Below are 26,798 nucleotides of genomic sequence, written 5' to 3'. Positions count from 1 at the left end.
CGAATCCTCCTTGAATGGATTGAGCTTTTGTGTTATTTGTAAACGATTTCTTCAACAGTTTTGAAGCGTGTTGGCAAGCCGTTGAAGGTGGCGGGTTTGTATTGGTATTTCAATAAAGTTTCGGTTGTTAAATCATTGAGCCTACGATATTTAGCAGGTGTAAGGATTTCCACGTTTTCTACCTGTCCGTCCGTGCCGACGGTGCAGATTGCCCGAACGCGGGAAAAACCGCCGTAATTCCAACTGCGGGGAACAACCGGCTCAGCTTTGCGAAGGAGAACTTTTTTACCACCGTCGATCTGGCTTTCGTCAACCGAAATTATTTCGGGCACTGCATTCAGCGATGCGGAATCGGCATTTGCCGGTTTCGTTTCCACCGGATCCACAGGTGTTGAAACAGGGGTATTCGGCGGTAAAATAGTGTTGTTTAAAGATGCCAATGGCTGGGAGCCCGTATCGTTTGATGCTGGATTTTCGGCTGGTTTTTCTGCCGGTAAATTTTGTTGCGGTGCAGTTTTGGAGACCGGGTTGGTTGCCGGTTGTTCGCTGCGGGCAACCTGTTGAGATGCTGCGTTTTGCCGGGCAATTTGTCTGCGGCGATTGATTTCCTCATTGATCAAATCGTCAATTTTGGCAATCTGCTCTCCTGCGGATTCATCACCCGGATAAACAACCTGAATGTTTTCATAATAATTTTTGGCGCGCTCGTAACGACCGCGATTAAAATCGCGTTCAGCTTCCGTGCGGTAAAAATTGCCAATCGTGTTCAGCATATCCAACGCCTGTTTTTGGAACGGATCGATGGCTAATACTGCCCGGATATGGGTCAACGCGTTGTCATTTTCCGGTGTGATGTAGCGTCGCAAATTCATTGCAATTTGGGCGCGTTTCAGTGTTTCTTCAATTTGCTGGCTGCGTCCGGCACGTTGCTTTTGTGCCTCTGTTTCCATTAATGCGATGGCATCCAGTCGCTGTTGTGCCAATTCGCTCAGCGAATTATCCGGATGTTGCAGCACAAATTGCTGAAACAATTCCGAAGCTTTAGGATAATCGTTCCGTTTAAACGTGCTTTCTGCGAGTGCAAATAATGCCGTAACCTGTTGTTCTCGCTGATGTTTAACATGTACGAAATACCAAACACCTGCTGCAATAATCACTGAAACCATCAGCAAAACCAGAAGAATGGTTTTTTTGCTATCCGTTGTAACAGGAACAACCGTTGTTGCCGCGCTGCCATTTGGTTGCGCAAAAAACTGTGGTGCGGGTTGTTGCGGCTGCACTTGCTGAACAAAATTTTCCTGAAATTGGCTGGGGGAGCCGTTTGGATTTACGTTTTGCCGGGGTGTACCTGTGACTGTTTGTTGTTGCGGGCTTGAAAGAAACGAGTGAAAACAGTTATAACATCGAATATAATGATCCTCATTGATCGCACTGCAGTTTGGACACCTGCGCATTTTCGCTCCTTTTGTAAAATATATGTCTATACACTAAAACACATGAAACATATATACTGCACAATTGAATTTTGAACGTGCGCCAAAGCATTATTTTGGGTAGGAAAATTTAGAAGTTTTTAATGTTTATCAATGCCGGGGGGAGAGATTGTTTTACCGTGATTTACCAAATTCCACGCCGATTAACCCACGCCAACCGTAATACCGCGATTGCAAATTGAACAAATCCTCACTCTGGTAACCGAACAAAAAAAACAGTTGGCTGGTGTTCGAAAAATCTTTTTCGATTTTGAGATACACTTTTCGATCGTCATCGTAAGGGCTGTAGAGCAGATTTAGCGGGGCGTTTTCGACAAATGTGAATTTGCGGAAACGATAATCCGCGAGAAATAAAACGGACCAGTTGTTGGCGAAAATTCGCCCGGTCAACAGATGCAGCCAATGTTCGCTGGAAGGTGATTGCGTAAATTCCGAATGGTGCAAAATGCCGTGATATCGCATCTGCCAAATCCATGTTTTTTGGCGGGTTATGGAAACTACAGCACCTATCCGGTAACCGGTGTTTGACGCACCGGAAAATGATTCTTCGATCACAAAAGGATCGCCGGTAAACCCCATTTGCCCGCGAAACACCCGGGAGAATTGTCGTTGCCATATCACAAAAAATCGTCCGGCGGTCATGCGGTTTTCCAGAATATTTTTGGCGTTCAGCAAATCCGCACCGCTGCCGAATTTTAGCTGTGTTCGCGGATTTATCTGCCAGATCAGTTGGGTTTCCGCGCTCCATTTTTGCAGCGTGAAGGTTTGAAAAGCGATCGACAGTCGCCGGGCATCTGCCGATGCGGAAAAAATCCAGTGCCATTTGCGAAAATTGCGCTCAATTTTTCCGGCAACGCCATATTTCAAATGGGTCGGCACATCGCCGGAGAGAAACAGTTCCGGGCGAAATTGTCCGTTCAACTGCCACGCAAATGCACGCGATTTTTTGCGGATCGAAAATTTTCCGTTGAGGCGAACAGTGGGGGAAATATCGTTATCGAGTGAGGATAAATGGGCGCTCGTCCAGCCCGATTCCACACTGATGCGGTAATTTAAAAGGGGAGATGAAGCCGTTTGCGCAGCACCGAAATAGCAAAGGCAGCACAGAAAAAATGTCCATCGTGCCGGTGTAAAATGCATTATTGCGCGACATCCTTCGCTTCCAGTTTTTTGGTTATGGCTTTGTGAAACGTTTCGAGTCGCGTTTCAGCCGTTTTCAGCAAATCCAGATAGTCTTCCAAAGATACAAATTCACTGCCGGATTCGATAGCCATTTTGAAAGATTGTTCGGCGGAAGCGGGTCGATCGACACCCAACTGTGCGAAAAAAATACTGATATTTTCCAATTGTTTGGCGGAAAAATCCATCGGCGAAAAACCGTTTGTGGGCAGGTTATCTCTTTCGGTGGTTGCGAACGCTTCGTTGCGTTGCGAGCTGATCATTCCCTGGGCAAAAAGGCTGTAATTTTCGTCGGAAACATCGCTCAAAAATTCTTCGGCTTTGCGGGATAATTTGATGGTGCTTTCCAGTTTCCGGCGATCGTTCCGGATGATTGCCAGCCGTTCATCGACGCCTTTTTCGGCGGTTGCCAGATAATCACGCATCAGTCCGCGTTCCAGCGAATCGCTGGTGGTAGCCGGTTCCATCCCGGCAATTTTTTGGGGATCAAACGGCAGCTCGCGAAAAATAGGGGAGAAGAACAAATAATTTGCCGTCGCGGAAACGATCGATTCCTGCAACGCGGTTTCATCGCCGGAAAAACTGGCGTCGTTTTGCAGCGCTTTCAGCGAATCAATTCGTGCGGCAAATCGCGCCGCGAGTTTCGATTGGCAGATGTTGAATTTCTGCTGTAACTGTTGCAATTGCTGACGTTGCCGGTTGATGCTTTCGCTCAGTTCCAACCCTTCCGCCATCTGTTCGCGCAGCGTGGATTTATCCGGTGATGATGCCTGCTTTTCCTGATCGATCCGCGCGGTTTGTTGAGCCAGCAACCCGTTCAGCGAATCGATGGCCGCGGTGCGTTGCTGAATTTGCAGATCAAGATGCCGGTATTCGCCGAGCAATTCCGGGATATTTTGGGCGAAAATCGCGTTGGAAAACAGCAATAATACAGCCAGAACCAATCGCAAAAATCGGCGTTGTTTCACTGTTTGGTGCGCATTTTTTAGCTGAAAATTCATCAATTTAATCCGTATTTTTCCAATTTGTAATACAACGTGCTGGTGCGGATGCCCAACATTTTTGCCGCCTGGTTTTTGACACCCTGCGCTTTTTTGAGCGCGTGAATGATCAGGTTTTTTTCGAATGCGTTGACCGCGTCATCCAGCGGCAAATTTTCGTATTGATTGACGGCGGACATGCCCACACCGCGCCCGAGTTGCTGGGCAATCAGTTGCGGTTCGATCAGCGGTTGCGGTGAGATGACCGCCAGCCGTTCCAACACATTTTCCAGCTCGCGAATGTTGCCGGGCCAACTGTATTCGATCAGCAAATTCATTCCTTCCTGCGAAATGCTTTTGCCGCGATTCCGTCTGTTCAAAAAATGCTGAACCAGCGCCGGGATGTCGTCTTTTCGCTCGCGAAGCGGCGGCAACTGGATGGGAATGACGCTCAGCCGGTAATACAAATCTTCCCGGAAATCGCTGTTCATCACCAATTTTGGCAGGTTGCGATGGGTCGCGCTGATGATCCGCACATCCACCGAAAGGGTGGTTTCACCGCCAACCCGCTCGAATTCGCCTTCTTGCAACACACGCAATAGTTTAACTTGCATGTTTTGGGAGATATCGCCGATTTCATCGAGAAACAGCGTGCCGCTATCTGCCAGTTCGAACCGCCCTTTTTTGCGTTTGATTGCGCCGGTGAACGCACCTTTTTCGTGACCGAACAATTCGCTTTCCAGCAAGTTGTCGTTCAGTGCGCCGCAGTTGACGCGCACAAACGGTTTGTCGGCGCGGTCGCTATTTTTGTGGATCGCACGGGCGACCAGCTCTTTTCCGGTGCCGCTTTCGCCTTCAATGAGGATGGCGCTGTCCTCTTTTGCGACGCGCTGGATGAGATCGAACACCCGCTGCATCACCGGCGATGTGCCGATCATATCACCAAATTGCTCATCCTGCAGCAAATGGTGCTGTTCCAGCAATCGCTCAAATTGCTGTTTTTGCTGAATTTTTTCAAATGCCCGCTGTACGCGGATGCGCAATTCTTCCATCGAAAACGGTTTGGTCAGAAAATCCAGCGCACCAAATTGCATGGCTTCCACCGCAACTTCTACCGTACCGAAGGCAGAAACCATGATCAACTCCGTTTGCGGCGATTGATTTTTGAGCTGTTTGAGCAATTCCATCCCGCTCATCCCCGCCATTTTCAGATCGCTGATGAGCAGCGGCACCGGCTGGCGCGCAAAAAAATCAAGCGCGGTTCTGGCATCCGGAAAATCGAAAACATCGTATCCGGCGCGGCGTAAACTCTCGGTCATGCCCAGTCGCATCGCTTCGTTATCTTCCACAATGATCAGTGGATTTTTTTGCATAAGTTTCTGTTTCTATTCTGTTTCTGTGAAAGTATAATGGGCGAAATCCTGCACACCGCAATTGATTTGCCACGGATCGGTGTCGTGTACGAAACCCAATTGCTCCAATTCTTCAGTTGCGCCGATGACGCGAATTTGCATCGCATCGGTGCAAGTTATGCATTCACACGGCGATGTACTTAATGGTATCCACGCTTCCTGAACATCCACACCGTTCGAAATCGCACGGCGCAAGTTGGTTTCGTAATCGTTAAATTTGCCGATCAAAAAGTAGGTGGATGCTGTGCTTTGCGGCAGTTCGGAAAACGCAACAACTTGCGGGTTGGGCAACTCGGCCTGTTTCTTTAAATCTGTACTCTGATCACATGCCCACAAAAAAATTATTGAAAGTAAAACGAACATTCTTTTCATTTGAATTTCCTCCTTTATTGACTTAACTGTTCCAAAAACACCATCGTTTGGAAACCGTCAACGTAAAAAATGCGCAATCGCCCAGAACGAACTTCGAATGCGAGCGCAGATTGCAACGCGTTCATATACGTTCCGTCCAGCGATTCATCGCCGCAATAGGCTTCGGTGTGAACCAGCTCGGTTACGCGGAATAATCCGTCATCAAAATTCACTTTTCCGCCATACGCGTTGCAGTCGGATGTGCCGCCAAACGAGCCGTCTTCGTGAATTTGCAGGGTGTAAAATTGGTCTTCGGGAACATCAATTTTATCGCCGTCGATGGTTTCCAGCGATTGCAATTGCCAAATTCTGCCGAGTAATTCTTTTTGCGTTTTTTCGTTATCTGTCAAATTATCGCAGGATACAATCAGTGTAAATGTGAAAGCTACTGTCAGCCAAAACATGTGCTTCATTGGTTAAACTCCTGTATTATCGAAAATTTACAACCGCCGTTTTCCAGATTTTCGACGGTTAGCAAAGCGTCGTTTTCCCGGCAAAGTTTTTGGCAAATTGCCAATCCCAAACCCGTGCCGGATTCGCGCGTGGTAAAAAACGGATCGAAAATTTTGGGCAAATGCGCTACATCAATGCCCGGACCATCATCACAAATTTCGATGCGCGATTGCCGGGATTCCACCCGGATTGTTCCGCCATCCGGCAGCGATTGCAGGCTGTTGTTCAATAAATTGAACAAAATTTGCCGCAAATGTTGTCTGTCAAAGTTCAATACTGCACCGTTCACAGATGGTTCAAATTGGGCGTTTTTTTGGCTGAATTTGTGTCGCAACGTTTCCTGTACTTCGCTGAGCACTTCCGCAATGTTCAACGGTTCGGGATTTGGCAGCGTCGGGCGGCTGTAGTTGAGATAGGCGTTGATCAACGATTTCAGCCCGCCGATTTCTGCCAGAATTTTGTCGATGTATCCTGCATCGGCACCGTGTTGCTGCAAATCCTCTTTCACCAATCCGGAAAGCAGTTCCATCCCGCCGAGCGGATTTCGGATTTCGTGAGCAATTTGGGCTAGCATCGCCTCTTTTTCGCGATTTTTGTGCAGCAAATCCTGGCGCATATTGTCCATCGCAGATGCCAGAATTGCCAGTTCGCCGGGATTCACCAACGGTGCTTTTGCGGTAAAATCACCCTCACCGAGTTTTCGGCTGAATTTCACCAGTTGGTTGATGGGTTTGGTAATGCTGCTCGCCAGCCAAACGCCCGCAAAAATGGTGAATGCCAGCCCAATCAGCCCGATCGCGCCAAAAATTTTCGGCAGTTTCTCCACTTCGGCAAATCGCGCGGCGCTTTCGCGAATGCCCAGCCAATGTTCGCTGTCCAAACGGTAAAATCCCCACAAATACCACTGCTGGTCGTGCCCTTTAAACGGCAGAGAGGCACCGGCTTCTGCGATATTCAACTGCCGGATGTCGTTGGTGAACAGCAGCAATCGCGCATCGCTTTCAACGGGAAGCGCAGCTGATTCAGTTTGCGTAAGTATTTGAAAATTCTGGTCAAACAACACAATATTTCCAACCAGCAACGCTTCTGCATGTTCCGCCAATTGATCGCGATAATAGCTGATCGCCCGCTGTGATGGCTGATTGGCGTCGATAAACGTGAGATATTTTGCATCGATGCTGCTGCCGATCAACCGGGTGAGCAACCGGGTTTGCTCCGAAACCTGGTTGAGGTAAATTTCCCGGACGGCCACATAGCTCACCCACGCCATCACCGCAACCAGTACGGTGGTCAGCGCAGAAAAAATCAATATAATGCGATGTTTTAACAATACTTACACGTCCACCCGGTTTATATTTTTTACCCATATTTAAACGGCAATCACCCACGAACAGTTGCGCAATTTCCAAAATGTAACGGAAATATTTGATTACCGCTATCGTTTTTCCAGAACTAGCGAATCGCCGGTGGCGATAAACACTATCCGCGATAGCGAATCTTCCGTAGCCAGTGTCACCAGTTGATCGAATTTGACTTTTTCCGGTGTGAGTGTTTGCACGGTTCCGCAAAAATGGGTGATTGATAAGCGCAGCGTTTCGTTTTCAATTTCTCGTCGGCACATAATTCCCATTTCCCGGATGCCCCAACCGCTAACTTCCAATGCTAAACTGCCGTCGCTGTTGCGGATCGATTTTAACGAACGAAACGTATTTTCCCTGTCCGAGCCGCTGCTCAAATACGCTTCCGGAAATTCACCTTTTCCTTCGGCGTAATTGGAGCCAAATGTAATTTTGCGCCCGCTATCGGTGGGGGATTCGGAGCATGAAAGTAAGAAAGCCGCAATTGCCACCGTAAAACTGATAATAAATATTTTATTTAACATCATGATTTTTCTCCATTTATAATTGGTGAATTGTCTGTGCGAAAAATGTGTTAGAGAGCGGTGAATATCAATCTCCGACAAAAATAGTTGTGTCCAGTTCCGACTGCTGATCGACAAATTTGAGATCATAAAAACCGTTTTCCGGCACTGCAAACGACACATCGAAATCGAGACTGCCCAAAACCATCGGGCAAATTAAAGCCGGATCTCGTTGGACAACCGGCGTAATTCGAATGGTGTTATCGGAATGTGTGATTTTGGAATAGGCCAGGCTGTAACATGGATCGTTGGTGGTAGTAAAGCATGTCAATTCGATGACCCTGTTGTTATTGCTGACCACCCGAATGGAATCGATGCTGAATACCAACGAATCATTGATTTCTGACGAATTATCCGTGCTGTCCGGGTTGATCAAACATGCTGTTAACAGGAAAATGCCTAACACGGTTATCGCGCTGTTTTTTGCAATATTGTTCTTCATTTCATTTCCGTTTTTTATTATGCAGATACTGCCAAAAAGATGCCAACGGCTCAAGTGTGTTCTGTGAAAATTGTAATGGGTGAATGGTTTATTAATTGAAGGTGGTCTAAGTATCTGTAAATAATTAACATACGAAAGTGCAATTGAATGCTTTGCAATTCAAAACTGTTGCAAAATGACGCTATCATTTTACCATTGATTATCAGAAATTTGAAAAATAGTCAAATTTCTGATATAAATCGTGGAATAGTGTTCTATAAAAAGCGGGATGGATTTTCCCCTAAAAAAACTGTTGTACCCAATGATTTGTGGTTGCGATGGGAATAATGATTTTGTATAATATCCACGTATTTAGGAAAAAGTGGTTCTAATACTCGTTATTCTGCATAAAAATCCATTATCCTGTTTTCTGCGCTCGCAATTTTCCCATAATCGATTATTTGGAGTCGGCGACTTGTTGAATTTACAATTGTAAAAAACGACAGTTGCTCCTCTTGCCTGAAGGATCGGTGCCTGAATAAGTTTTATGGGTAAGAGGAGTGAACTGTCACGAATTTATATCGTGATTTGGCAGAACAAAAATATGTCAATTGGTGGGATCGGTGACGGGCGATTTCGCTGCTTCCAGTGCGAGGCTCGATTCTGTGATTTGGTAAAAGGATTTGGGTAAAATCTGGATCGGCAAATATTTGATGATAAAGAACAGCACCAGACCCCCAAAAGGCAGCATGAAAATTGTTAGCGTCGGTATTGTTTTGGCAATATCGAGCAGTTGTGAAATGGCAAACTCCCGTTCTTCTTCATTCAATGTAGCGCCGGATTTCCATTTTTGTAATATTTCATACAAGCCTCTGGATTGGCGGATTTCCTGCATGAGCCGCGCTTTATTTAGCTGAACTGCTTTGCGAATTGCCGTAGCAATGGATTTGGAAACATTTTTACCGAGGATGATGCGGTCCATTCTTCTCCCGTAGCCTAACTTCCGTGTTAATGTAGTTTCATTGTCGGAGATACCCGCGAAAACCTTACCGGATAATAAATATAAATTGCAGTAAATTCTTGCGGCACAGCCAAAGCTATTTTCGCAAATTTACCGGAAAATGACGATAGCCGGCATACAGTGCCGCGCCGACCGTTCCGGCATTGTTGAGCATTTTTGCCGGAACAACTTCTGTTCTTAATTCCAGTTTATTCTTGAACTTATCCATTTTTTTGCTGGCGCCGCCACCCAGGATAATCAGATCGGGTGAGAACAGGAATTCCAAATGCTGCAGGTATTCGTTAAATCGTTTTCCCCAAGATTTCCATGAAAGATCGTCGCGTTTCCGTGCGGCGTCGGATGCGTACAGCTCCGCTTTTTCGCCATGGAGGATCAGATGTCCGAGCTCAGTATTTGGCACAAGCTGCCCGTTTGTAAACAGTGCAGAACCCAATCCGGTGCCGATAGTAATTAGCAGAATAACGCCGTTGTGTTTTTTTCCGGCACCAAACTTTACTTCAGCAATACCGGCGGCGTCTGCGTCGTTTACAACATACGTCGGGCAGTCGGTGTAATCTCGGAACAGCGCTTCTGCATCGGTTCCAATCCATTTTTTGTCTACATTTGATGCGCTTCGAGCAACGCCATCCTGAATAATCGCCGGAAAACCGCAGCCAATCGGCCCTTTCCAATCAAAATGCCGGACTAATTTTTTGAGTGTTTCTGCAACCGATTTTGGTGTGGCAGGCTGTGGCGTTTCAAATCTCTCACGTTCAGAAATCAGTTTACCGCTTTCAATATCCACCGGTTGACCTTTTATGCCGGAACCGCCAATATCAACTCCCAAAACTTTCATGTGCATATCCTCTGTGTTTCAATTTGTGATGCTCAATTGTGCCGTTATCCGATTTTCCCGGTCAGCAAGAAACATTACCGTGTTTTTCCCAAGAAGAAAGGATAATTCAATTCGGATATCGGTTTCTGATGCGCTAAATATAAGAGAAATTGGTAGGAAAACAAATATTTCTATGTCACTTTGGCAGGTGGTTCAGGTATGAAATTGCGAATAAAGTTAATGTTTCAGCCAACGGGTGCAGCGATTTCCGGTGCTGGATTTGCGGGGCGATTTTTTTATCCAACTATTTTTTGAGTTTTCGGAATCGATAGTTTATTTGAAAATGGCGTCCAAAACTTCCCAAAAAGAGCGGAATGGTTGGCTGTCATCAATTTTATCCCATCGGTCGATCGCGTCTTCGGTAACAATCGCAACGGGACCGTTGTATATGCCACCATCGTAAATGTCATCGTAAACACGAACTGCAATAAGGTTATTGCCATCGTAGTTAATTAATTCATTGGGAATTTCGTATGCCCGGTAAATTTGCCACTCGTTGCCGCGCACATCCGGTTTTCTACGCCCCAGGCGTTCGCCGGTTCGCCCGATCAATTTCCCGTTGAAATAGGTTTCGTCCAAATCGTCAATTTGCCCGAGCAGCAGCACCAGTTTTTGTTTGCCGAACTCCGCTGGAATCCGGACATTTTTCCGATACCAGGCGTAGCCGTCGTAATCGCGAAAACCTTGATAATTCCAATTTAATGGCACCATCACGGTTTCCCAGCCTGAGTCGTCGTAATTGGTGTTTTGCCATTCTTCTTCGTCACCGATGCGCAATTTCCAGACGCCCTCGAGATTAATTTTCTCGAAAAACGGATAGTCTTCACCGTATAAACCGATTTTTCCACTAACAATACCGCCATTCAATCGTTCATCGTAAACTCGAATGGCAATCACATTTTCCCCTTTTGGATTCAGATATTCGAAAGGTAACAGATACTGACGGTAAATATTGTATGCAGTGATGAAATGGGGGGGAACACTGCCTTTGGCGCCAACCAGTTTTCCATTAAGATATACTTCGTCGGAATCATCGACATGCCCCAATTCGAGAAAAATAGCATCCGGCAATTTGGTCAAATTTAATTCAAAGGACTTGCGATACCATGCAAAACCGTCGTAGCCGTGAAAACCTTCATCTTCCCAACTCGCTGGCACAAAAATTTCTTCCCAGCCGGAATCGTCAAAATCCGCTTTTGCCCAATTCATATCATCACCGATTTCGAATTTCCACTGCCCGCGCAAATCAACCAACCGGAAATATTCATCTGCTGCAATTGCGTTTGAAAACGTTGTGCATAAAACGCCGACCATCAGCATCAGCGAAAAAATGAGGTGTCTTTTTGTGTTATTAACAGGTTTCATTGAATATTTGCCCCTACAACCGTTAATGTTTCTGTTTCACATACGGGGGAAATTTACAAAATTGAGGCTGATGGGTTGTCATCAGGTGGTGAAGAAATGTCACAAAATGTCATCAGGTGAGCAATTTATAGCCGATTCCGTGAACCGTTAGTATATGGCGTGGATGCGCCGGGTCGTTCTCGATGCGTTTGCGCAATTTTAGCATAAAATTATCGACTGTGCGGGTAGTGGGGAATTGGTCGTAGCCCCAGACATCGTTGAGCAGTTGATCGCGGCTGACGGTTTGCCCCTGATGTTGCCATAAAAATTTGAGAATCTCGAATTCTTTGTGGGACATCGGTTCCGGTTTTCCGGCAACAAATGCATCGTAAGTGGAAAAATCGACCACCAGATTGCCGATAGTAATCTGGTTCTGGGTAGATGGCGATGCGTCTTCAACTCGCCGTAATACGGCTTTTACGCGCGCCAGAAGTTCTCGCAAACTGAACGGTTTGGTAACGTAATCGTCCGCGCCGAGTTCCAGCCCCAACACTTTGTCAATCTCCTCGCCTTTGGCAGTGAGCATGATGATCGGCGTACGGATGCCCTTTTCGCGGGCCTTTTTGCACACATCAAATCCGGACATTTTGGGCATCATCACATCGAGAATAATCAGGTCGAAGGTCGATTCCTGAATTTTGTGCCAACCGGCGGCGCCGTCTTCGGCAAAATCGACCGTGTAGCCTTCAAATTCGAGGTTGTCGCGCAAGCCCTGGCGCATGTGCGGTTCATCTTCGACGATCAAAATTTTTGGCATGTTGATACCCGATTTTGTGAAAAATTACAGCAAAATAATTTACGAATTATACCCGAGCTGGCGCAGCAAGCTGTCTTTTTTGCGCCAATCCGGCGATACTTTGACGAACAATTCCAGAAAAACCGGTCGATCCAGAAATTGCTCAATATCTTTACGGGCAGATGCGCCAACTCGTTTCAACGCTTCACCTTTTTTCCCGATGATGATCTGCTTTTGGGTTTGTCGCTCCGCATAAATAACAGCACGGATGTAATCTTTCGCACCGTTGCTTTCGCGAAATTCCTCTACTTCGACATGGGTTGCGTAGGGGATTTCTTTGCTGAACAGCGTAAATATTTTTTCGCGAATAATTTCTGCGACAAAAAAGCGTTCCTGCTGATCGGTGATGAAATCGGTCGGGTAAAACGGCGGACTGATCGGCAGCGATTTCACCATCTCCACCACCAATTTGTCCAGACTGATATCGCGTTCGGCGGAAATCGGTAAAATTCCGGTAAACGGGAAAACCGCCTGATACGCTTCGATCATCGGCAGCACCTTTTTGGGATCGTCCAGCAAATCGATTTTGTTGAGCGCCAGCAACACCGGTCTGCCTTTTGCACCGCTGAGCAAATCGCGAACGGTTTCAGGTTTTTGGCGTTTATCGGAAACATCCAGCACGTAAACCAGCAAATCTGCATCGTTGATGGCTGTTTTTACAAACCGCATCATCATTTCCTGCAGATTGTAACGCGGGTCGATCATTCCGGGCGTATCCATGAATACTATTTGATAGCCGGGCGCGTTCAGAATGCCCAACACATTTTTGCGGGTGGTTTGCGGTTTATCCGTTACGATCGATAATTTTTGTTCAATTAAGTGATTGAGCAGGGTCGATTTGCCCGCATTTGGCAAGCCGATAACGGCAACATAACCCGCCTGAAAGGTGGGTGGCACCGGTTGAAAAACCGGATTTTCGGTAGATGACATGGTTATCCTGTGGTTTCCTGAAGCCGGAAAAGCCCTTCCAACAACGGGCGAAGCGCTTCAATTTTGGTATCTTCGACGATGTTTTGGGAGGCGCGTTCCAACAGCATTTGGCTCTTGCCAACCAGCATCCACGCGAACGGCTCCATTGTTTCAATAATATTTTCGATGGCGCTAACATCCAGTTTTTTAATAATCTTAACATTCGGCGATTCCAGCAAATAACGATCGTTGTTTATCGGCAACGCATCGCGCTGGCGTTCTTCGTCCATTTTCCCGTTGCCCAGCCATTCCCGCGACATGATGGTAAAATTTTTCTGCGAATGCCCTTTCATGGTGATCACAATATAATAGCGCCGGATTTGCTGGTCTTTTTCCGACGTGAACGAAATGGCAAACGGTTGACCTTTGTAAATGCCGTTGTATTTCGGGCGAACCGCAAAGCCTCTGCGGTCGATGTTGCCGCCGAACTCATCCTCAAAATCCAAAAAATTGCGGTGCACTGCGTCGAACTGAATTTTTCGAAAAAGAACGAGCAGCAGCATCGCCAGAAAAACAATGGTCATAAAAATTGCGATGGTCCAAAGCACCATTCGGTGATTTCTCCGTTTTGTTGAATATCAAATTTTTCAGAATAGCACAAAAAAATTATTCCAAATGAACCGGCAGCGGCGCGAAACACAATAAAAATATAATGATACACGCCCAGCCGAACCATTTTCTTTTGGCATCGATGGGCAAATCGTCGTTGGCTGTTGGCGGGTGGCGCAGCCCGATAAGGGTTAAAATAATCATCCACGGCAGCCAGACAATGCCCTCAGAACCGCGTTGAAAATAGAAAAACAGGGTCAAACCACCGAGCGCACCAAAAGCGGAGTAGCTGAAATATCGCGCATTTCTACCGAAAAGAGCGTAAACCACATGTCCGCCGTCCAACTGCCCGATGGGAATCAAGTTGATTGCCGTTACCAGAAAACCCACCCATCCGGCAAAAATAAAGGGAAAATGGTAAATTTCGCTCATCGGAATTTTGCCGCCGCCCACAACATCATTAAAATAGCTGAACAGCAGCGATTTGCCCATCGTTAGCGTCAAACCATCCTGCGCAATCTGGTCCGGCGTAATGCCCAACCGTCCGTGAACCGTATCGATAAAATCGCGAACGACCGTTTCATCCGGCAAAATACTGTATCCGACAGCCAGAAAAATAATGCTGAAAATAAAACTCATGATCGGTCCGGCAACGGCAACGTCCATCAACGCAACGCGATGGGGAATAGGCGATTTGATGCGGATAAACGCACCCATCGTTCCAAAATGAAATAAATCGGGAATCGGCAAAGGAATGTAATACGGTAACGTAACGTTCATCCGGTGATAAACCGCGGCAAAATAATGCCCGAATTCGTGGGTTGTCAAAATGAGCAGCACCGCCAGCGAATAAGGCCAGCCGTTAAAAATCAGCGAGGGTTCTTCCCACATTGCCAACCAACTGTATCCCTGAAAACCGGCGCCGGCAGCCATTGTGCTAAAAATAGTAACAATAAATAATAGAACATTCACCCACACGCGTTTGGGTTTTTGCCATGCCCACTGGTGGGTGTTAATATGAGGTGGTAAACCGGAATATTCGTCAAATGATCTCAATTTAGCTCGCTTTTGTTTTCTGTCATATTTGCGCATCAATAATACAAAAATATTCTCCATATCTCAACTGTCAAATAGATGGGGAAGTTTCACCGGGCGGAATTGCCATAACCGGAAATGGCGGAACATCAGTTAATTATTGAAAAACATGCGGTTTCGCCGTATCTTCTACCGCAACACAAAATGGAGGCGAGAATAGTGTCAGCACTTATTAATTTTGCAGTAAATGTGTTAATTCTGGGTGTGATTGCCCATTGGATCATGAATAATTTTGTGCATTCCTATCGGGAAGAAGTGGTAAAAATCCGCGAATTGCTCGACCGGATTTTTGTACCGATGCTGGATTTTATCCGCGGAATTATCAAACCCATTACACTATCCGACGGTCGAGTTGCCGATTTTTCGCACCTGATTCTGATCGTGGCTTTGGCGATCGGCCGGCGGTTATTGTTCTTTGTTTTTTAAAAATCTAAGATTTTGATATGATTGATGTTACAGACAATATTTTTATCGATGAAAACGACATCGAATTGCGATTTATTCGCTCATCGGGACCGGGTGGGCAGCATGTCAACAAGGTTTCAACGGCGGTCCAGTTGCGATTTAATGTGCTAAACGCAACCACATTTTCAGAAGATGTTCGTGATTTGTTTTTGGCGAAATTGGGCAACCGGCTCACGGATGCCGGCGATCTGCTGATTGTCGCCCGCGAATTCCGTTCACAGGAAAAAAATCGTTCCGCCGCCATTCAACGGCTGGTAGAAATTTTGCGAATAGCGGCAACACCTGTGAAAAAGCGCCGTAAAACCAAACCAAGTTTTGCTGCAAAGCAAAAACGAATTGCACAGAAAAAACATCGTTCAGATATCAAACGCAATCGCGGACGGATCGACAGATCTGATGAGTAAACAACCAACGCTTTCCGGGAATCCATCGTTGTCAACTGAAAAAGTGAACATCACCGAGCAAATTGAGCAATTTTGGGAGCAGATCCGCCAGTTCAACTGGCTGGATAAACGGTTTTTGCTGTACGCTGCTGGCTTCTTTGTAACATTTTTCTATATTTTCTCGCCGGATTTGCCCAAAACATTGCATTCAGTTGTCGCTTTTGTGCACATTTTTCTGCTGTTCAAATTGGTTCATCTGTTAAAAAAACAGTTGAAACCACCCAGTGAAGCGCTGTGGAGTTTTTTAGCCGGTCTTTGGCTGATCGAATATTTGCTGGTTCGGTTTATCCTGCCGTCTCCTGTTTCAATAGTTGATGATTTGCAAACCGGTGTGTTCAGCAATTCCTTCCAGATTTTGTTTTTGGTGCTGCTCGAGCTTACGCTGGCTTTGCTCATTTTGGTCAACACCACCGGAAAAGGCTGGGTGCTGATCTGGCTGTTGCTGCTGCGATTTCCGATTGCGTCAATGCTCGATTCGGAAAGCTATTTTCTGAGCATCGTTTTTCAGGCGATTTTAGTGCTCATTTTCCTGAAACAAACCAGTTGGCTGGATCGGCTAAATCAAATTGAGTGTTTGATTTACGGCGGCATATTCTTGGCGATTTTGCAAATACTCTTTTGGCTGAATCCGGTTGCCGACGTTGGCGAGCGTACCTTTCTTTACCAGGAAATCTGGTTCGAATTGCCCGGCGTGTTTTACCAATATCTCCGGGCGTATGTGCTCGCTGTGGTCATCAAAATTCCGGCGATTCTCATTTACAACCACGCATCGCTGGCGCGGAAATTAAAAATTTCCGGTTTATTTCAGTCATCAATTCCACAGTTGATTCAACTGGTTTCACTGATTCTAATATTTTACAGCTTCATTACCACGTGGCAGGCACAAACCGTTCGCGGACGAATTGTGGATTTTCTGCAATCAGCAACAGCCGCGCCGGAATCGGAAAAACTGCATCATTTTACCTATATCGATTCCGAAGCAACGATAAAACTGGACGGTTACGAGCCGATAAATGCCCGTTTTTTGCCCAGAAAAGGCGTTCTGCGACTGGTGCCGCAAAACAACCCGTTTCCAGATGATTCGTTAAGCGGCGATTATTTTTTGTTCGCACGAACGGAAACGGAGGACAGCACGGAAACCCTGACCCTCACCAAAATTGATACCACATTTTTAGCCCGTGAAATTGCCAATCCGCAGCGGTATTTGGGTGGATCGGAGCTGCTGTTTTATCCCGCAGGCGATGACCAGTGGCTCTGGCATTATCGCAGATTCGATTTGTGGCAGATCGAACAGGATATGCATATTTTTCCAGTCGGGCTAATTAACTACAGTAGAATTAATCCTTTAGCGGTGCCGATTCGCGATTCCTCATCCGGCGAATTAAACAATTCCCAAGTGACTTTCGGTTTTTTGCAATATTGGAAATTTACTTTCGGACGGGTGTTTGTGCCGATTTGGGAAGACCGCAACACTGGCAAATTTGCTGTTTTTGATGTGGTGTTGCAAGTTCGCCCAACATTCCAATGGAACGATTTGCTCACGGTAATCGCTATTGCATTGCTGGTTTATTTGCTGCTGAACTTTTTTATCATTCAACGAATGATCGGATTCGGCACGCAAATTCACAAAATTATCATCAAAAAATTCAAACAATTGCGCGATGGCATTCAACAAATTTCCGCCGGAAATCTGGATTACCAGATTCATTTTGAAGGCAATGACGAATTTGTTGAACTTGGGCAAAGCTTTAACAAAATGGGCGAGCGGCTCAAAGAAACGATGGAAGAACGCCGCGAAAAAGACCGGTTGCAATTTGAATTGCAAAATGCCCGTGATGTGCAAATCGGGCTGTTGCCGCACCATTTGCCGCAAACGCCGGGTTTCGAAGTGGCTGCTGTGTTGCACACCGCCACCGAAGTCGGCGGCGATTTTTACGATATTTTCAGCGTGAAAAATGATGCGAATGGTCAGCCGACACGCATTTTATTCACCATCGGCGATGTGTCCGGCAAAGGTTCTTCAGCCGCGCTTTACATGGCGCAGTGCATGAGCCTCATCCGGTTTTCCAGCCAGTTTACCGATGATCCGGGGCAAATCTGCCAGCAATTGAATAATTATTTCGCCACAAAAGTTGGTGATCGCCAGATTTTCGTAACGTTGATTATCGGGATGTTAGATGTTGAAAATAATAAGGTTACGTTCGTTCGCGCCGGACACACGGAACCGGTACTAATGCCCGGCGATTACCGGTCGCCGATCCGTTTTCTCAAATCGAAAGGATTGGGAATCGGGCTGAGCGCGAAAGAAACCTTGTTCGAAAAAAATCTGGAAAGTGTTTCACTGGATTTGTCCGCCGGCGATACGCTGGTATTTTACACCGATGGCGTTATCGAAGCCAATCGCCCCAAATCCGACGGCGAGGGAGTGCTGCAATTTGAGGAAAAACAACTGCTCGATAAACTAAACGGGTTGCGCGGGAAAACCGCAACGGCCATTCAGCAGAATGTGGATGCGGCGCTCAACCAGTTTTACGGCAGCCACGCGCGGGTGGACGATCACACGCTAATGGTCATCCGGTGCAGCGGGAAATAACAGCCGGAAACGGCTGCCTTTTCCGGGCTGGCTGCTGAGCTGGATATCGCCGTTGTGCGCCCGGACGATATGCTGCACCAGCGAAAGTCCCAATCCACTGCCTTTTGTGTTGTGCACCAGCGCATCCGATGCGCGATGAAATTTCTCGAAAATACGCTGCTGCTCTTTCGGCGGAATGCCGATGCCGCGATCGCTGATTTCCACAAAAACCTGCCCGTTTTCCAGTCCCGTTGCGATGTTGACCCAGTGTTCGGTCTCGCTGTATTTCACGGCGTTATCGACCAGATTTATCACCGCTTCACTGAGTGCGTCCATATCGCCCTGAATTTCCGGTAGCGATTGCGACAAATTTGTTTCCAGCGTAAATCCTTTATTTTCAAGATGAAAGCGATAGCTTTCCAGCACCCGCTCCACAATGTCATTCAGCACAACCGGTTGCAAATGATACGCTTTTTTGCCCGCTTCAATTCGCGAAAAATTCAAAATATTGTTCACCAAATGGGTGAGCCGTTCGCTTTCCTGCCCGATAATCCGGTAGTATTCGCTTTTGCGCTCCTCGTTGGGAATGCGCCCCATTTCCAGCGTTTCCGCATACATGCGGATCAGCGCCAGCGGCGTGCGCAGCTCGTGGGAAATGTTCGAAACGAAATCGGATTTGAGCTGTGCCAGCGCCATTTCCTGCCGAACGGTTCGGAAAATAAACCAGCCCGCACCAACCATCAGCAGCACCAGTAGCGATACCAGCATCAAATTAACTTTGAACCACGATTGCGCCATTTCTTCCAGCGTTTCACCGCGTTCGCGAATCGCCAGTTCGTAATCGGGAAACAGCCAAATTTCCTGTTTTCGGGTGGCAGCGTCCAGATCGATTGCCGGCGCGTTGGCGAACGAAAATTGCTCATCGTCGGAAATACACGCCATCAAAAAACGGTCGCCGCCCACTTCCTGCATTTTCGGAAATAGCTCATTCTCGATAAATTCGCGGGGCGAGAGCACCAGTCCGGCAAAGCGTATTTCGGCGTTAATCGGCGATTCGATCGGGAAAATCAGCGAGGTTAAACCGCTGCTGCTGTCCGCACTGAGCGGCTGCAATTTTCGGTAACCGGATTCGCGATAGCGGCGCAATTTGCCCAGCAATTGCGTATTGGTTTTCATCAATTCCTGAAAATGTGCCGGACGACGTTCCGGGTTTTCGCTGTTGCCAAGCCCTTGAAAAAACTGCATTTGGGCACCCAGCGAATCGGTGAAAAATATGGCTTGCAGCGAGCGGTTGCGACTCAACAACTGTTCCAGTTGCTGCTCACTGGGATTGTTAATATTGTGCTGCTGAATCTGCGTCACCTCGCCGGCCCAACTGTTGACCACATCCCAGGCATATTGGTTCACCGAAAAAAGGATCGTTTCCAGTCGCTGGCGGTAAATTTCGTCGATCATCCGCTGGTTTTCGTTGAGATACGACCACTCTTTCAGCAGCATTAACAATGCCGGCAACAGTGTAATGGCAACCAGCGCAATCGCGATGCGCTTTAACCGGGACGGAATATTTACGTTCGTTTGCATTTTGGAATTTATGAAAAGGTGGGTGTTAAAACCAAATCAATTGCTGTTTGAAAATGTAAAGAATTGTCACGACGAAAAAAAGGGCGAACAACTTGCTCGCCCCAAAATAAAGTTTGTAGAAAATGGGTGAATCCGTCCGCTTACTTCAGGTTTTCCGGATTCAATCCTTTCAGTTCGTCGATCACAAAAATGCCGTCTTTGCGAATGAGCACATCATCGAACCAGATTTCGCCGCCGCCGAGATTTTTGGTCTGGCGAACCACCATATCCCAATGGATGTTGGAAACGTTGCCATTAAATGCATCTTCGTATGCTTTACCGGGTGTGAAATGGAATGAACCGGCGATTTTTTCATCGAATAAAATATCGAGCATCGGTTCGGTGATGTATGGATTGAACGCAATCGCAAACTCGCCAACGTAACGGGCGCCTTCATCCGTATCAAAAATTTCGTTGATTTTTTCGGGTTTGTCCGATGTTGCATCAACAATTTTGCCATTTTCGAAGGTTAGTTTTACATCTGTAAATGTAGTGCCCTGATAAATGGTGGGAGTGTTGTAAGAAATTTGTCCGTTCACGGAATCGCGAACCGGCGCGGTAAACACTTCGCCATCGGGAATATTGTGGGTTCCGGCGCAGCCGATCACCGGAATGCCTTTGATGGAAAACCGCAAATCCGTTCCCGGACCAACGAGCCGGACGCGATCGGTTTGTTCCATCAATTTTTTGAGCGGCTGGGTTGCTTTTTCCATCCGGTCGTAGTCGAGCGTGCACACATCAAAAAAGAAATCTTCGAATGCCTCGGTGCTTTTGCCGGCCAATTGCGCAAAGGATGCGTTCGGATAGCGCAAAATGCACCAACGGGTGCGGTTCACGCGTTCCTCAAAATGCACGGGTTTCAGCACGTAATCCTGATACATGCGCATTTTATCCTGCGGAATATCGGACAATTCGTTAACATTCATCCCGCCACGAATGCCAATGTAGGCATCCATTTGCTGCATCAACGCAAGTTCGTGTTCACCGAGTTTTTTCAGTTGATCGGCGGTTGCCGAGAGCAACATCTGGCGGTCAATTTCCCGTTGTTTTACCCAAACGAACGGCTGCGCACCGGCGGAAACCGCTTCTTTTATCAGCGATTGCACCAGTTCGTTGGGAATATCGAACGCTTCGATGAGCACTTTGTCACCGGGTTGTAGCTTTGTGGAGTGGCGAACGAGCACTTTCGCCAGTTTGTCAATTCTGGGGTCTTTCATCCCGTAACTCCTTTTTTCTGAAATCTACTGCTTTTCCGTTTAACGATTTTCTGTATTCCAGCACATTAGTTTCGCGAGAAATTGCCTTCCATAAATTCAGCATTTTTAATCAGTTGATGCAGCCGAACGCGCTCCATCACTGATTTTTTGTCCGCCATCATCAGCTCCAGCCGTTCGGGCACATCGTCCATTTCCAGAAAGCGCTGTTTTTCATCCAGACTAAATCCGCCGGATGCCGCGATAAGGTGGGAGAGCTGCAGCGTATCGGCATCGCGGAACAGTTCGCTGTTCAATTGCGGGTCGGTAAATCGCATTATTTTTCTGAGAAAAAGATAGGCGTTCTTCTGAAGTAACTTGTTTTCCGGCATCGATTTAGCTGCCGGTAAAAATTTGACTTCCGCCTGCAGATAACTTTTTTCATCGATAATCCGTTCGATATGAAACCGGCGAATGCCTTCGGTGAGAATGTCCATTTGGCCATCTTCATATTCTTCCAGCAACTCCTGAACAATTGCTGAACATCCCACCTGACTAACCCGGCTTTTTTCGTATAGCACAACGCCAAATTCGGCGTTGGTTTCTATGCAGTGGTGAATCATTTCCTTATAGCGTTCCTCAAAAATATGCAGCGGTAAGGGAATGCCGGGAAACAGCACCACATTTAGCGGAAATATGGGAATGATTGTCGGGTTCATATCTACATCCTTTTTGTTAAAATGATGTTTGAAATTCAGCTAAATAGCTGCAAATGAACACGATTTCCAAACAATTGCGACAGAGATATTTCGATGTTAAACTGCGGTCTTTTGTTAACCGCTAAATTTTTGAATCGTTTAATTCGTTGTTTATTAACAGTTTGTGTAAAATGTTTTATCAATCTGCCGTTAAAAATAAGCTAATATAAATTACTGCGTTGGTAAATGTGCTATCGCACATCCGTGATGTTGTAGCCCGCATTGCGGATCGCATTTTCCAGTTCGTTGCGTTCGGCGTTGCCGACAACCTGCACCAACCGAAGCGATAGCATCACGTTTACGTTTTGCACGCCATCCACCTGCTGCAATGCACCGGTGATGGTTTTTTTGCAATGTTCGCAATTCATGTCCGGCACTTCAAAATGCAATCCTTCATCCGATACCGGTTTGCTGATAAACCGCATCACAAACGGACGAAGCATCAACGCCAGCAGCAACAGCGCGGATGCGATTTTCAGCCATTCGGGCAGCATTTCCATCGCACCGCTGATGAGTGATAAATCCTGCCCGGCGCTTATCCAAACATAATCAATCAACGCGCCGAATGCCACGCTGCACAATAAAATCGTTGTGAGATATAAAATCAGATGCTTTTTTCCCAGTTTGCCGCCCACAAAAGAGAGGGTTGCCGTGTTGGTTGCCGGACCGGCGAACAGAAACACAAAGCCGGCACCCGGGGACATGCCTTTTAAAATGAGCGCAGCAGCGATAGGAATTGAACCGGTTGCGCAAACATACATTGGAATGCCGATCAGCAGCATCAGCGAATAGGACATCAGCGGGTTGCCCAAATAATTTTCCACAAAACTGGTGGGAATGAGAAAACTGATCATTCCGCCCGCAATAATACCGATGACCAGCCATTTGCTCACATCTTCCAGCAATTCCACAAAACCGTAGTTGATAGCAGATTTCAATTTTTCGATCCAGCTTTTCGATGCTTCCGGCGATCTATTTTCCGGAATTGCACAGGATGACGATTGTTGCGGTTGGGTGATGTCATCGGCTTCTTTTTCTTTCTCCCAAAAAATAGCCAGCGAACCGGTCAACAATCCGTTGACCAACGCGGCAACCGGTCGGGCAATGGTGAGCAACGGACCCAATAATCCGTATGTTGCCAAAATCGAATCGACGCCGGTTGTGGGCGTGGATATCAGAAAAGAAAGGGTTGCGCCGCGATTGGCACCTTGTTTATCGAGATGCGCGGCAACCGGAATCACACCGCAGGAGCACAACGGCAGCGGAATTCCCAATAATGACGCCTTCCAAATCGATGAAAATCGACGTTCGGAGAGGTGTTTTGCCACCTGTTCGCGGGTCAAAAAAAGGTTCAGCAATCCGGCTACCAGAAATCCGAGCAGCAGATACGGCGCCATTTCCACGAACAAAATCCAAATTTCATTTAGTAAACCTAAAATCAATGAAAACATATCTTTATTGTTCCTTAATTCAACGTTTATCGCAATCAGAATATGGTGTTTTGGTTGCGATGTTCATCTTTTACAATTTAGTTACGCATTGGTTCAAAAGCAAATAGGGGGAATGTTGCAGCGAGGCAATTGGCAAATTAACAAACCGTTTGTAAGTCTTCCCGATTTGCCGGATATTTTATGCGTAACTGGCGAAAAAGTGACAAATTTTTAAACGAAACCGGAGCTTTCAGGAGCCAATGCACATTCGGATCAATGGATTGGTGAAAATATTTAATCAGGTTCGCCAGCAACTGGCAGCCGGAATTCCACCGTCGGAAATGACTGTTTTTCGTGAACGCGTCCAGCATGTTATCGCGCAAGTTGAACAGATTTGTCGCCAGCAACGCGGTACGCCGCAGCACTTGCCCGCGCCATCGCGAAATGCGTATAACTATTTGAAAAATCTGGATTTGGAAAATCTTCCGGTTAATGAAAATCCGCACAACACGCAACCGCCCGCCGGCGAGTTACGGATTCGGAATATCGTCGGTACCTGTGAACTGTTTTCTGCGGAAATGTGGGATCATCTTTCGGAATTGCTGACCGATGAACGCAGCTTCGCCAGGTTGCACCGAACCATTTGCGATAACGTCGCCGATATTGAAGCCGTTGCCCGTCAGCAAAACCTGACGCCAGCGCATTTGCCGAAGCCATCGCAAATGGCCTATTGCTGGCTGGTTTTTTGAGTGATCCGGATAATTTTCGTTCGCATTTGGCGGGTTTGGCGATTGCAAATCGGGTGCTGAACCGGCTTTCCGGCAACCGGCTCGAAAAACCGGTGCAAATCCAGTTCAGCAATATGCGCTATATTTATCGTTACAAAACGTATTCGGACCACATCGTTTTGCGATGCAGCGAGGGACTGATTTCTGCACCGGAAAATGTCTGGACGGAAATTTTGCAGCGATTGTTTTCGCGACGCCGTTTTTCTCATAAATTGTTGGATGAATTTGTGCAAACCGCCAAATTTCAACAGATAATTGCCGAAATGGATGGCGCAACCGAACCGCTCCAAAGCCAGACAAAAGGTCAGGTTCACGATTTGGACGCCATTTTTGAACGGGTGAACAACCACTATTTTAACGGAAAAATGGATCGCCCGAACCTGCATTGGAACGAAATGCTCACCACCGGAAAAATGGGGCATTACCACCAGCTTCGCGATACCATCATGCTTTCGGTTACGTTGGATCAGCCCAACGTGCCCGATTTTGTGGTGGATTACGTGATGTATCACGAATTGCTGCACAAAAAGCACGGGATTCAGCGCAAAAACGGGCGGTATTACGGGCACACCGGCGCATTCCGGCGGGAGGAAAAAAAATTCCCGGATTTCGAAAGAGCGATGGCATTTCTCAATTCGCTGTCTCTCGATCATCGCGATACCAAACCACAAAACAATTCCGGTCTGGTGGAAAAACTACGTTCAAAATTTCGCAAAAATAAATAATTTAACATCATAGTAAACAATATATTAGAAGATATAATTGATGGATCAGAAAATTCCGATTCCCGGTTCAAACGGGGCGCATAAAAAAAGATATATTCTCCCCAAAATATTACTGTTGATTGCTTTATCGTTCATCGCGATTGCCGGAATCGCGCTGTGGATTGCCAATGAGTCGCTGCCGGAAGGCGTGGAAAATGCAATGGCGGATTCGCTGGCGCGGGAAATGATGGCTGCGGTGAACGTCGAAAAATGGCAGCAAACCGGCGCAATTTCGTGGACATTTGCCGGACGACACGCCCATTTGTGGGATCGCGAACGGCATGTGGCGCAGGTGGTTTGGGGCAGCACGGTTGTGTTGGTGGATCTCAATTCGCAAAGCGGTGTCGCGATTGTGGACGGAAAATTGCTCGACCGGAATGATCCGGAAACTATGGAATTGGTGCAAAAAGCCTGGGAATATTGGTGCAACGACAGCTTTTGGCTGAATCCCATCGCAAAATTATTTGACGACGGCACCACCCGAAAATGGGTGGAAACGTCCGATTCACTGCGTGGGTTGCTGATCACCTATGCTTCCGGCGGCGCAACGCCCGGCGATAGCTATTTGTGGCTGGTCGGCGAAAATGGGTTGCCGGTAGCCTGGAAATTATGGGTAAGTATTTTGCCAATCGGCGGCATTCAACTGAGTTGGGAAGGATGGCAGGAACTGGCGACCGGCGCGAAAGTTGCGACAATTCATCGCAATGGCGTGTTCGAGTTGGCATTGAGCGATATTCGGGCAGCTGCGACGCTCACGGAACTTGTTCCCGGAGATGACCCGTTTGCACCGCTGTTCAAGTGAGTAGGTCAGTGGCTTAAGTGAAATAAAGATAGCGGTTTAACGGCGATACATTTGAGTAGCACTTTTTTACTTTTTGTGATAATAAACCGGAGATTCCTGCGCCGAAGGCGCGCCTTCGGCGCATTCACAGGAAAGATCAATCAGGTGTCGTACTAGAACAACAATATTATTTTGTAATCAAAGGGAAATTTCCCCGCGATTTTCCGGCCGTTTTGCACCAACCGTCAGATAAAAATCCCGGATTTTCTCGAAATCTTTTTGCAAATCGCCACTCGGCATGATAATCGGCCCGATGCCGCTCACCTTCCGGCGAAAATCGATGAACGCACAAACGATCGGCACCGTAGCTTCTTTGGCGATGTGATAAAATCCCGATTTCCATTTGGTGGTTTTTCGCCGTGTGCCTTCCGGTGCAATCACCAATCGGAAATTTTCGTATTGTTTGAAATAATCCGCAGCCTGTGACACAAAATTTTTTGATTTCCGGCGATTGATGGGAATGCCGCCCAACCAGCGCATCAAACCGCCAAACGGCCAGCGGAACAACGTGTGTTTGCCCACCCAATGACCGCTCAGTCCCAACGCAAAAGACGCAAACAAGCCAACCGGAAAATCCCAGTTGGAAGTATGCGGCGCAACAATAATCACCGCTTTTCGGACAGATTCAGGAATGTGCCCTTCCACCTTCCAGCCGATCATTTTATAAACTGTATTTCCCAGCCAGGTGGTAAACCGGTTTTCTTTAATTGTATGTAATTTCCCGCTCATTTTCGCCTCGTTTGCAGTGGTTTCCGTTGTTTCACAATCACATTCCGAATAATCATCAAACATAGTCGCAAAATGCACAAAAATAAACTGGTTTTGGAAAAATAATTACGTTTTCATTCCGCCAGGTTTTTTGCAACGGCAATTCCGGATTTGCCGGTAAATCTGTTCAACGGGAAAATCTATCACTTGCAAAAGCGTTTTTGAATGACTAATTTCT

The 26,798-nt window shown here is 46.8% G+C and carries 27 protein-coding genes; 6 read left to right on the top strand and 21 right to left on the bottom strand.

Annotated elements, in window-relative coordinates:
• Window positions 1–32: 32 nt before the first annotated feature.
• The 16 genes from H6629_19570 to H6629_19495 form a co-directional block, all read right to left on the bottom strand.
• A complete protein-coding gene (locus H6629_19570; protein MCB9069978.1) occupies window positions 33–1,280 on the bottom strand; it encodes an energy transducer TonB in 1,248 nt (415 codons plus the stop codon).
• Between the two features lie 327 nt (window positions 1,281–1,607).
• The gene (locus tag H6629_19565) at window positions 1,608–2,633 is read right to left on the bottom strand and encodes a hypothetical protein (protein ID MCB9069977.1); all 1,026 of its coding nucleotides are present in this window, start codon (window positions 2,631–2,633) and stop codon (window positions 1,608–1,610) included.
• Window positions 2,633–3,673, bottom strand: a complete 1,041-nt coding sequence (locus H6629_19560) for a hypothetical protein (GenBank protein ID MCB9069976.1) — start codon at window positions 3,671–3,673, stop codon at window positions 2,633–2,635. The genes H6629_19565 and H6629_19560 overlap by 1 nt, the downstream gene beginning before the upstream one ends.
• A complete protein-coding gene (locus H6629_19555; GenBank protein ID MCB9069975.1) occupies window positions 3,673–5,025 on the bottom strand; it encodes a sigma-54-dependent Fis family transcriptional regulator in 1,353 nt (450 codons plus the stop codon). Before H6629_19555 ends, H6629_19560 begins: the two co-directional genes overlap by 1 nt.
• 12 nt (window positions 5,026–5,037) lie before the next feature.
• Window positions 5,038–5,436 (bottom strand): hypothetical protein, encoded by a 399-nt coding sequence (locus tag H6629_19550; GenBank protein ID MCB9069974.1) that lies wholly within the window; start codon window positions 5,434–5,436, stop codon window positions 5,038–5,040.
• A 14-nt stretch (window positions 5,437–5,450) separates the two neighbouring features.
• The gene (locus H6629_19545) at window positions 5,451–5,888 is read right to left on the bottom strand and encodes an META domain-containing protein (GenBank protein ID MCB9069973.1); all 438 of its coding nucleotides are present in this window, start codon (window positions 5,886–5,888) and stop codon (window positions 5,451–5,453) included.
• Window positions 5,885–7,258: a HAMP domain-containing histidine kinase gene (locus tag H6629_19540; protein MCB9069972.1), complete on the bottom strand. Its 1,374-nt coding sequence runs from the start codon at window positions 7,256–7,258 to the stop codon at window positions 5,885–5,887. Before H6629_19540 ends, H6629_19545 begins: the two co-directional genes overlap by 4 nt.
• A gap of 105 nt (window positions 7,259–7,363) precedes the next feature.
• Window positions 7,364–7,813 carry a hypothetical protein gene (locus H6629_19535; GenBank protein ID MCB9069971.1) on the bottom strand — a complete coding sequence of 150 codons (450 nt, stop codon included), beginning with the start codon at window positions 7,811–7,813 and terminating at the stop codon, window positions 7,364–7,366.
• Window positions 7,814–7,877: 64 nt separating this feature from the next.
• Window positions 7,878–8,291, bottom strand: a complete 414-nt coding sequence (locus H6629_19530; GenBank protein ID MCB9069970.1) for a hypothetical protein — start codon at window positions 8,289–8,291, stop codon at window positions 7,878–7,880.
• Window positions 8,292–8,877: 586 nt separating this feature from the next.
• Window positions 8,878–9,252 (bottom strand): hypothetical protein, encoded by a 375-nt coding sequence (locus H6629_19525; GenBank protein MCB9069969.1) that lies wholly within the window; start codon window positions 9,250–9,252, stop codon window positions 8,878–8,880.
• 115 nt (window positions 9,253–9,367) lie between these two features.
• Entirely contained in the window at window positions 9,368–10,126 is a 759-nt protein-coding gene (locus tag H6629_19520) for an ROK family protein (protein MCB9069968.1), read from the bottom strand.
• 312 nt (window positions 10,127–10,438) lie between these two features.
• Complete coding sequence (locus tag H6629_19515; GenBank protein MCB9069967.1) at window positions 10,439–11,530, bottom strand: beta galactosidase jelly roll domain-containing protein; 1,092 nt, start codon at window positions 11,528–11,530, stop codon at window positions 10,439–10,441.
• Between the two features lie 112 nt (window positions 11,531–11,642).
• The gene (locus tag H6629_19510) at window positions 11,643–12,326 is read right to left on the bottom strand and encodes a response regulator transcription factor (protein MCB9069966.1); all 684 of its coding nucleotides are present in this window, start codon (window positions 12,324–12,326) and stop codon (window positions 11,643–11,645) included.
• A 39-nt stretch (window positions 12,327–12,365) separates the two neighbouring features.
• Window positions 12,366–13,295, bottom strand: coding sequence for a GTPase Era (gene era, locus H6629_19505; protein MCB9069965.1), 930 nt, complete (start codon window positions 13,293–13,295; stop codon window positions 12,366–12,368).
• 2 nt (window positions 13,296–13,297) lie between these two features.
• The gene (locus H6629_19500) at window positions 13,298–13,885 is read right to left on the bottom strand and encodes a hypothetical protein (protein ID MCB9069964.1); all 588 of its coding nucleotides are present in this window, start codon (window positions 13,883–13,885) and stop codon (window positions 13,298–13,300) included.
• 55 nt (window positions 13,886–13,940) lie between these two features.
• Entirely contained in the window at window positions 13,941–14,939 is a 999-nt protein-coding gene (locus H6629_19495; GenBank protein MCB9069963.1) for a site-2 protease family protein, read from the bottom strand.
• 198 nt (window positions 14,940–15,137) lie between these two features.
• On the opposite strand from H6629_19495, the gene H6629_19490 reads away from it, so the two are divergent.
• From H6629_19490 to H6629_19480, 3 genes are read left to right on the top strand one after another with little or no spacing between them, the layout of a single operon-like run.
• The gene (locus H6629_19490) at window positions 15,138–15,404 is read left to right on the top strand and encodes a YggT family protein (GenBank protein MCB9069962.1); all 267 of its coding nucleotides are present in this window, start codon (window positions 15,138–15,140) and stop codon (window positions 15,402–15,404) included.
• A 17-nt stretch (window positions 15,405–15,421) separates the two neighbouring features.
• Window positions 15,422–15,847, top strand: coding sequence for an aminoacyl-tRNA hydrolase (gene arfB, locus H6629_19485; GenBank protein MCB9069961.1), 426 nt, complete (start codon window positions 15,422–15,424; stop codon window positions 15,845–15,847).
• Window positions 15,840–18,479 (top strand): SpoIIE family protein phosphatase, encoded by a 2,640-nt coding sequence (locus H6629_19480; protein MCB9069960.1) that lies wholly within the window; start codon window positions 15,840–15,842, stop codon window positions 18,477–18,479. The genes arfB and H6629_19480 overlap by 8 nt, the downstream gene beginning before the upstream one ends.
• On the opposite strand, the gene H6629_19475 is transcribed toward H6629_19480, so the two are convergent.
• The 4 genes from H6629_19475 to H6629_19460 form a co-directional block, all read right to left on the bottom strand.
• Window positions 18,450–20,039 carry a HAMP domain-containing histidine kinase gene (locus tag H6629_19475; GenBank protein ID MCB9069959.1) on the bottom strand — a complete coding sequence of 530 codons (1,590 nt, stop codon included), beginning with the start codon at window positions 20,037–20,039 and terminating at the stop codon, window positions 18,450–18,452. The genes H6629_19480 and H6629_19475 overlap by 30 nt on opposite strands.
• Window positions 20,040–20,179: 140 nt before the next feature.
• Window positions 20,180–21,295, bottom strand: a complete 1,116-nt coding sequence (locus tag H6629_19470; protein MCB9069958.1) for an aminopeptidase — start codon at window positions 21,293–21,295, stop codon at window positions 20,180–20,182.
• Between the two features lie 65 nt (window positions 21,296–21,360).
• A complete protein-coding gene (locus H6629_19465) occupies window positions 21,361–21,990 on the bottom strand; it encodes an LON peptidase substrate-binding domain-containing protein (protein ID MCB9069957.1) in 630 nt (209 codons plus the stop codon).
• 230 nt (window positions 21,991–22,220) lie between these two features.
• Window positions 22,221–23,480 (bottom strand): SO_0444 family Cu/Zn efflux transporter, encoded by a 1,260-nt coding sequence (locus H6629_19460; GenBank protein MCB9069956.1) that lies wholly within the window; start codon window positions 23,478–23,480, stop codon window positions 22,221–22,223.
• Window positions 23,481–23,719: 239 nt separating this feature from the next.
• Here H6629_19460 and H6629_19455 point away from each other — a divergent pair, with 239 nt between their 5' ends.
• From H6629_19455 to H6629_19445, 3 genes are read left to right on the top strand one after another with little or no spacing between them, the layout of a single operon-like run.
• Complete coding sequence (locus tag H6629_19455; GenBank protein MCB9069955.1) at window positions 23,720–24,208, top strand: hypothetical protein; 489 nt, start codon at window positions 23,720–23,722, stop codon at window positions 24,206–24,208.
• Window positions 24,205–24,972 (top strand): M48 family metallopeptidase, encoded by a 768-nt coding sequence (locus H6629_19450; GenBank protein ID MCB9069954.1) that lies wholly within the window; start codon window positions 24,205–24,207, stop codon window positions 24,970–24,972. Before H6629_19455 ends, H6629_19450 begins: the two co-directional genes overlap by 4 nt.
• A gap of 40 nt (window positions 24,973–25,012) precedes the next feature.
• Entirely contained in the window at window positions 25,013–25,813 is an 801-nt protein-coding gene (locus H6629_19445) for a hypothetical protein (protein ID MCB9069953.1), read from the top strand.
• Window positions 25,814–25,990: 177 nt separating this feature from the next.
• Here H6629_19445 and H6629_19440 read toward each other — a convergent pair whose 3' ends face one another.
• The gene (locus H6629_19440; GenBank protein MCB9069952.1) at window positions 25,991–26,581 is read right to left on the bottom strand and encodes a lysophospholipid acyltransferase family protein; all 591 of its coding nucleotides are present in this window, start codon (window positions 26,579–26,581) and stop codon (window positions 25,991–25,993) included.
• Window positions 26,582–26,798 lie beyond the last annotated feature (217 nt).

The sequence above is a fragment of the Calditrichia bacterium genome (assembly GCA_020634975.1).
GTDB lineage: Bacteria > Calditrichota > Calditrichia > RBG-13-44-9 > J075 > JACKAQ01.
This window is presented reverse-complemented; position numbering and strand designations above follow the sequence as displayed.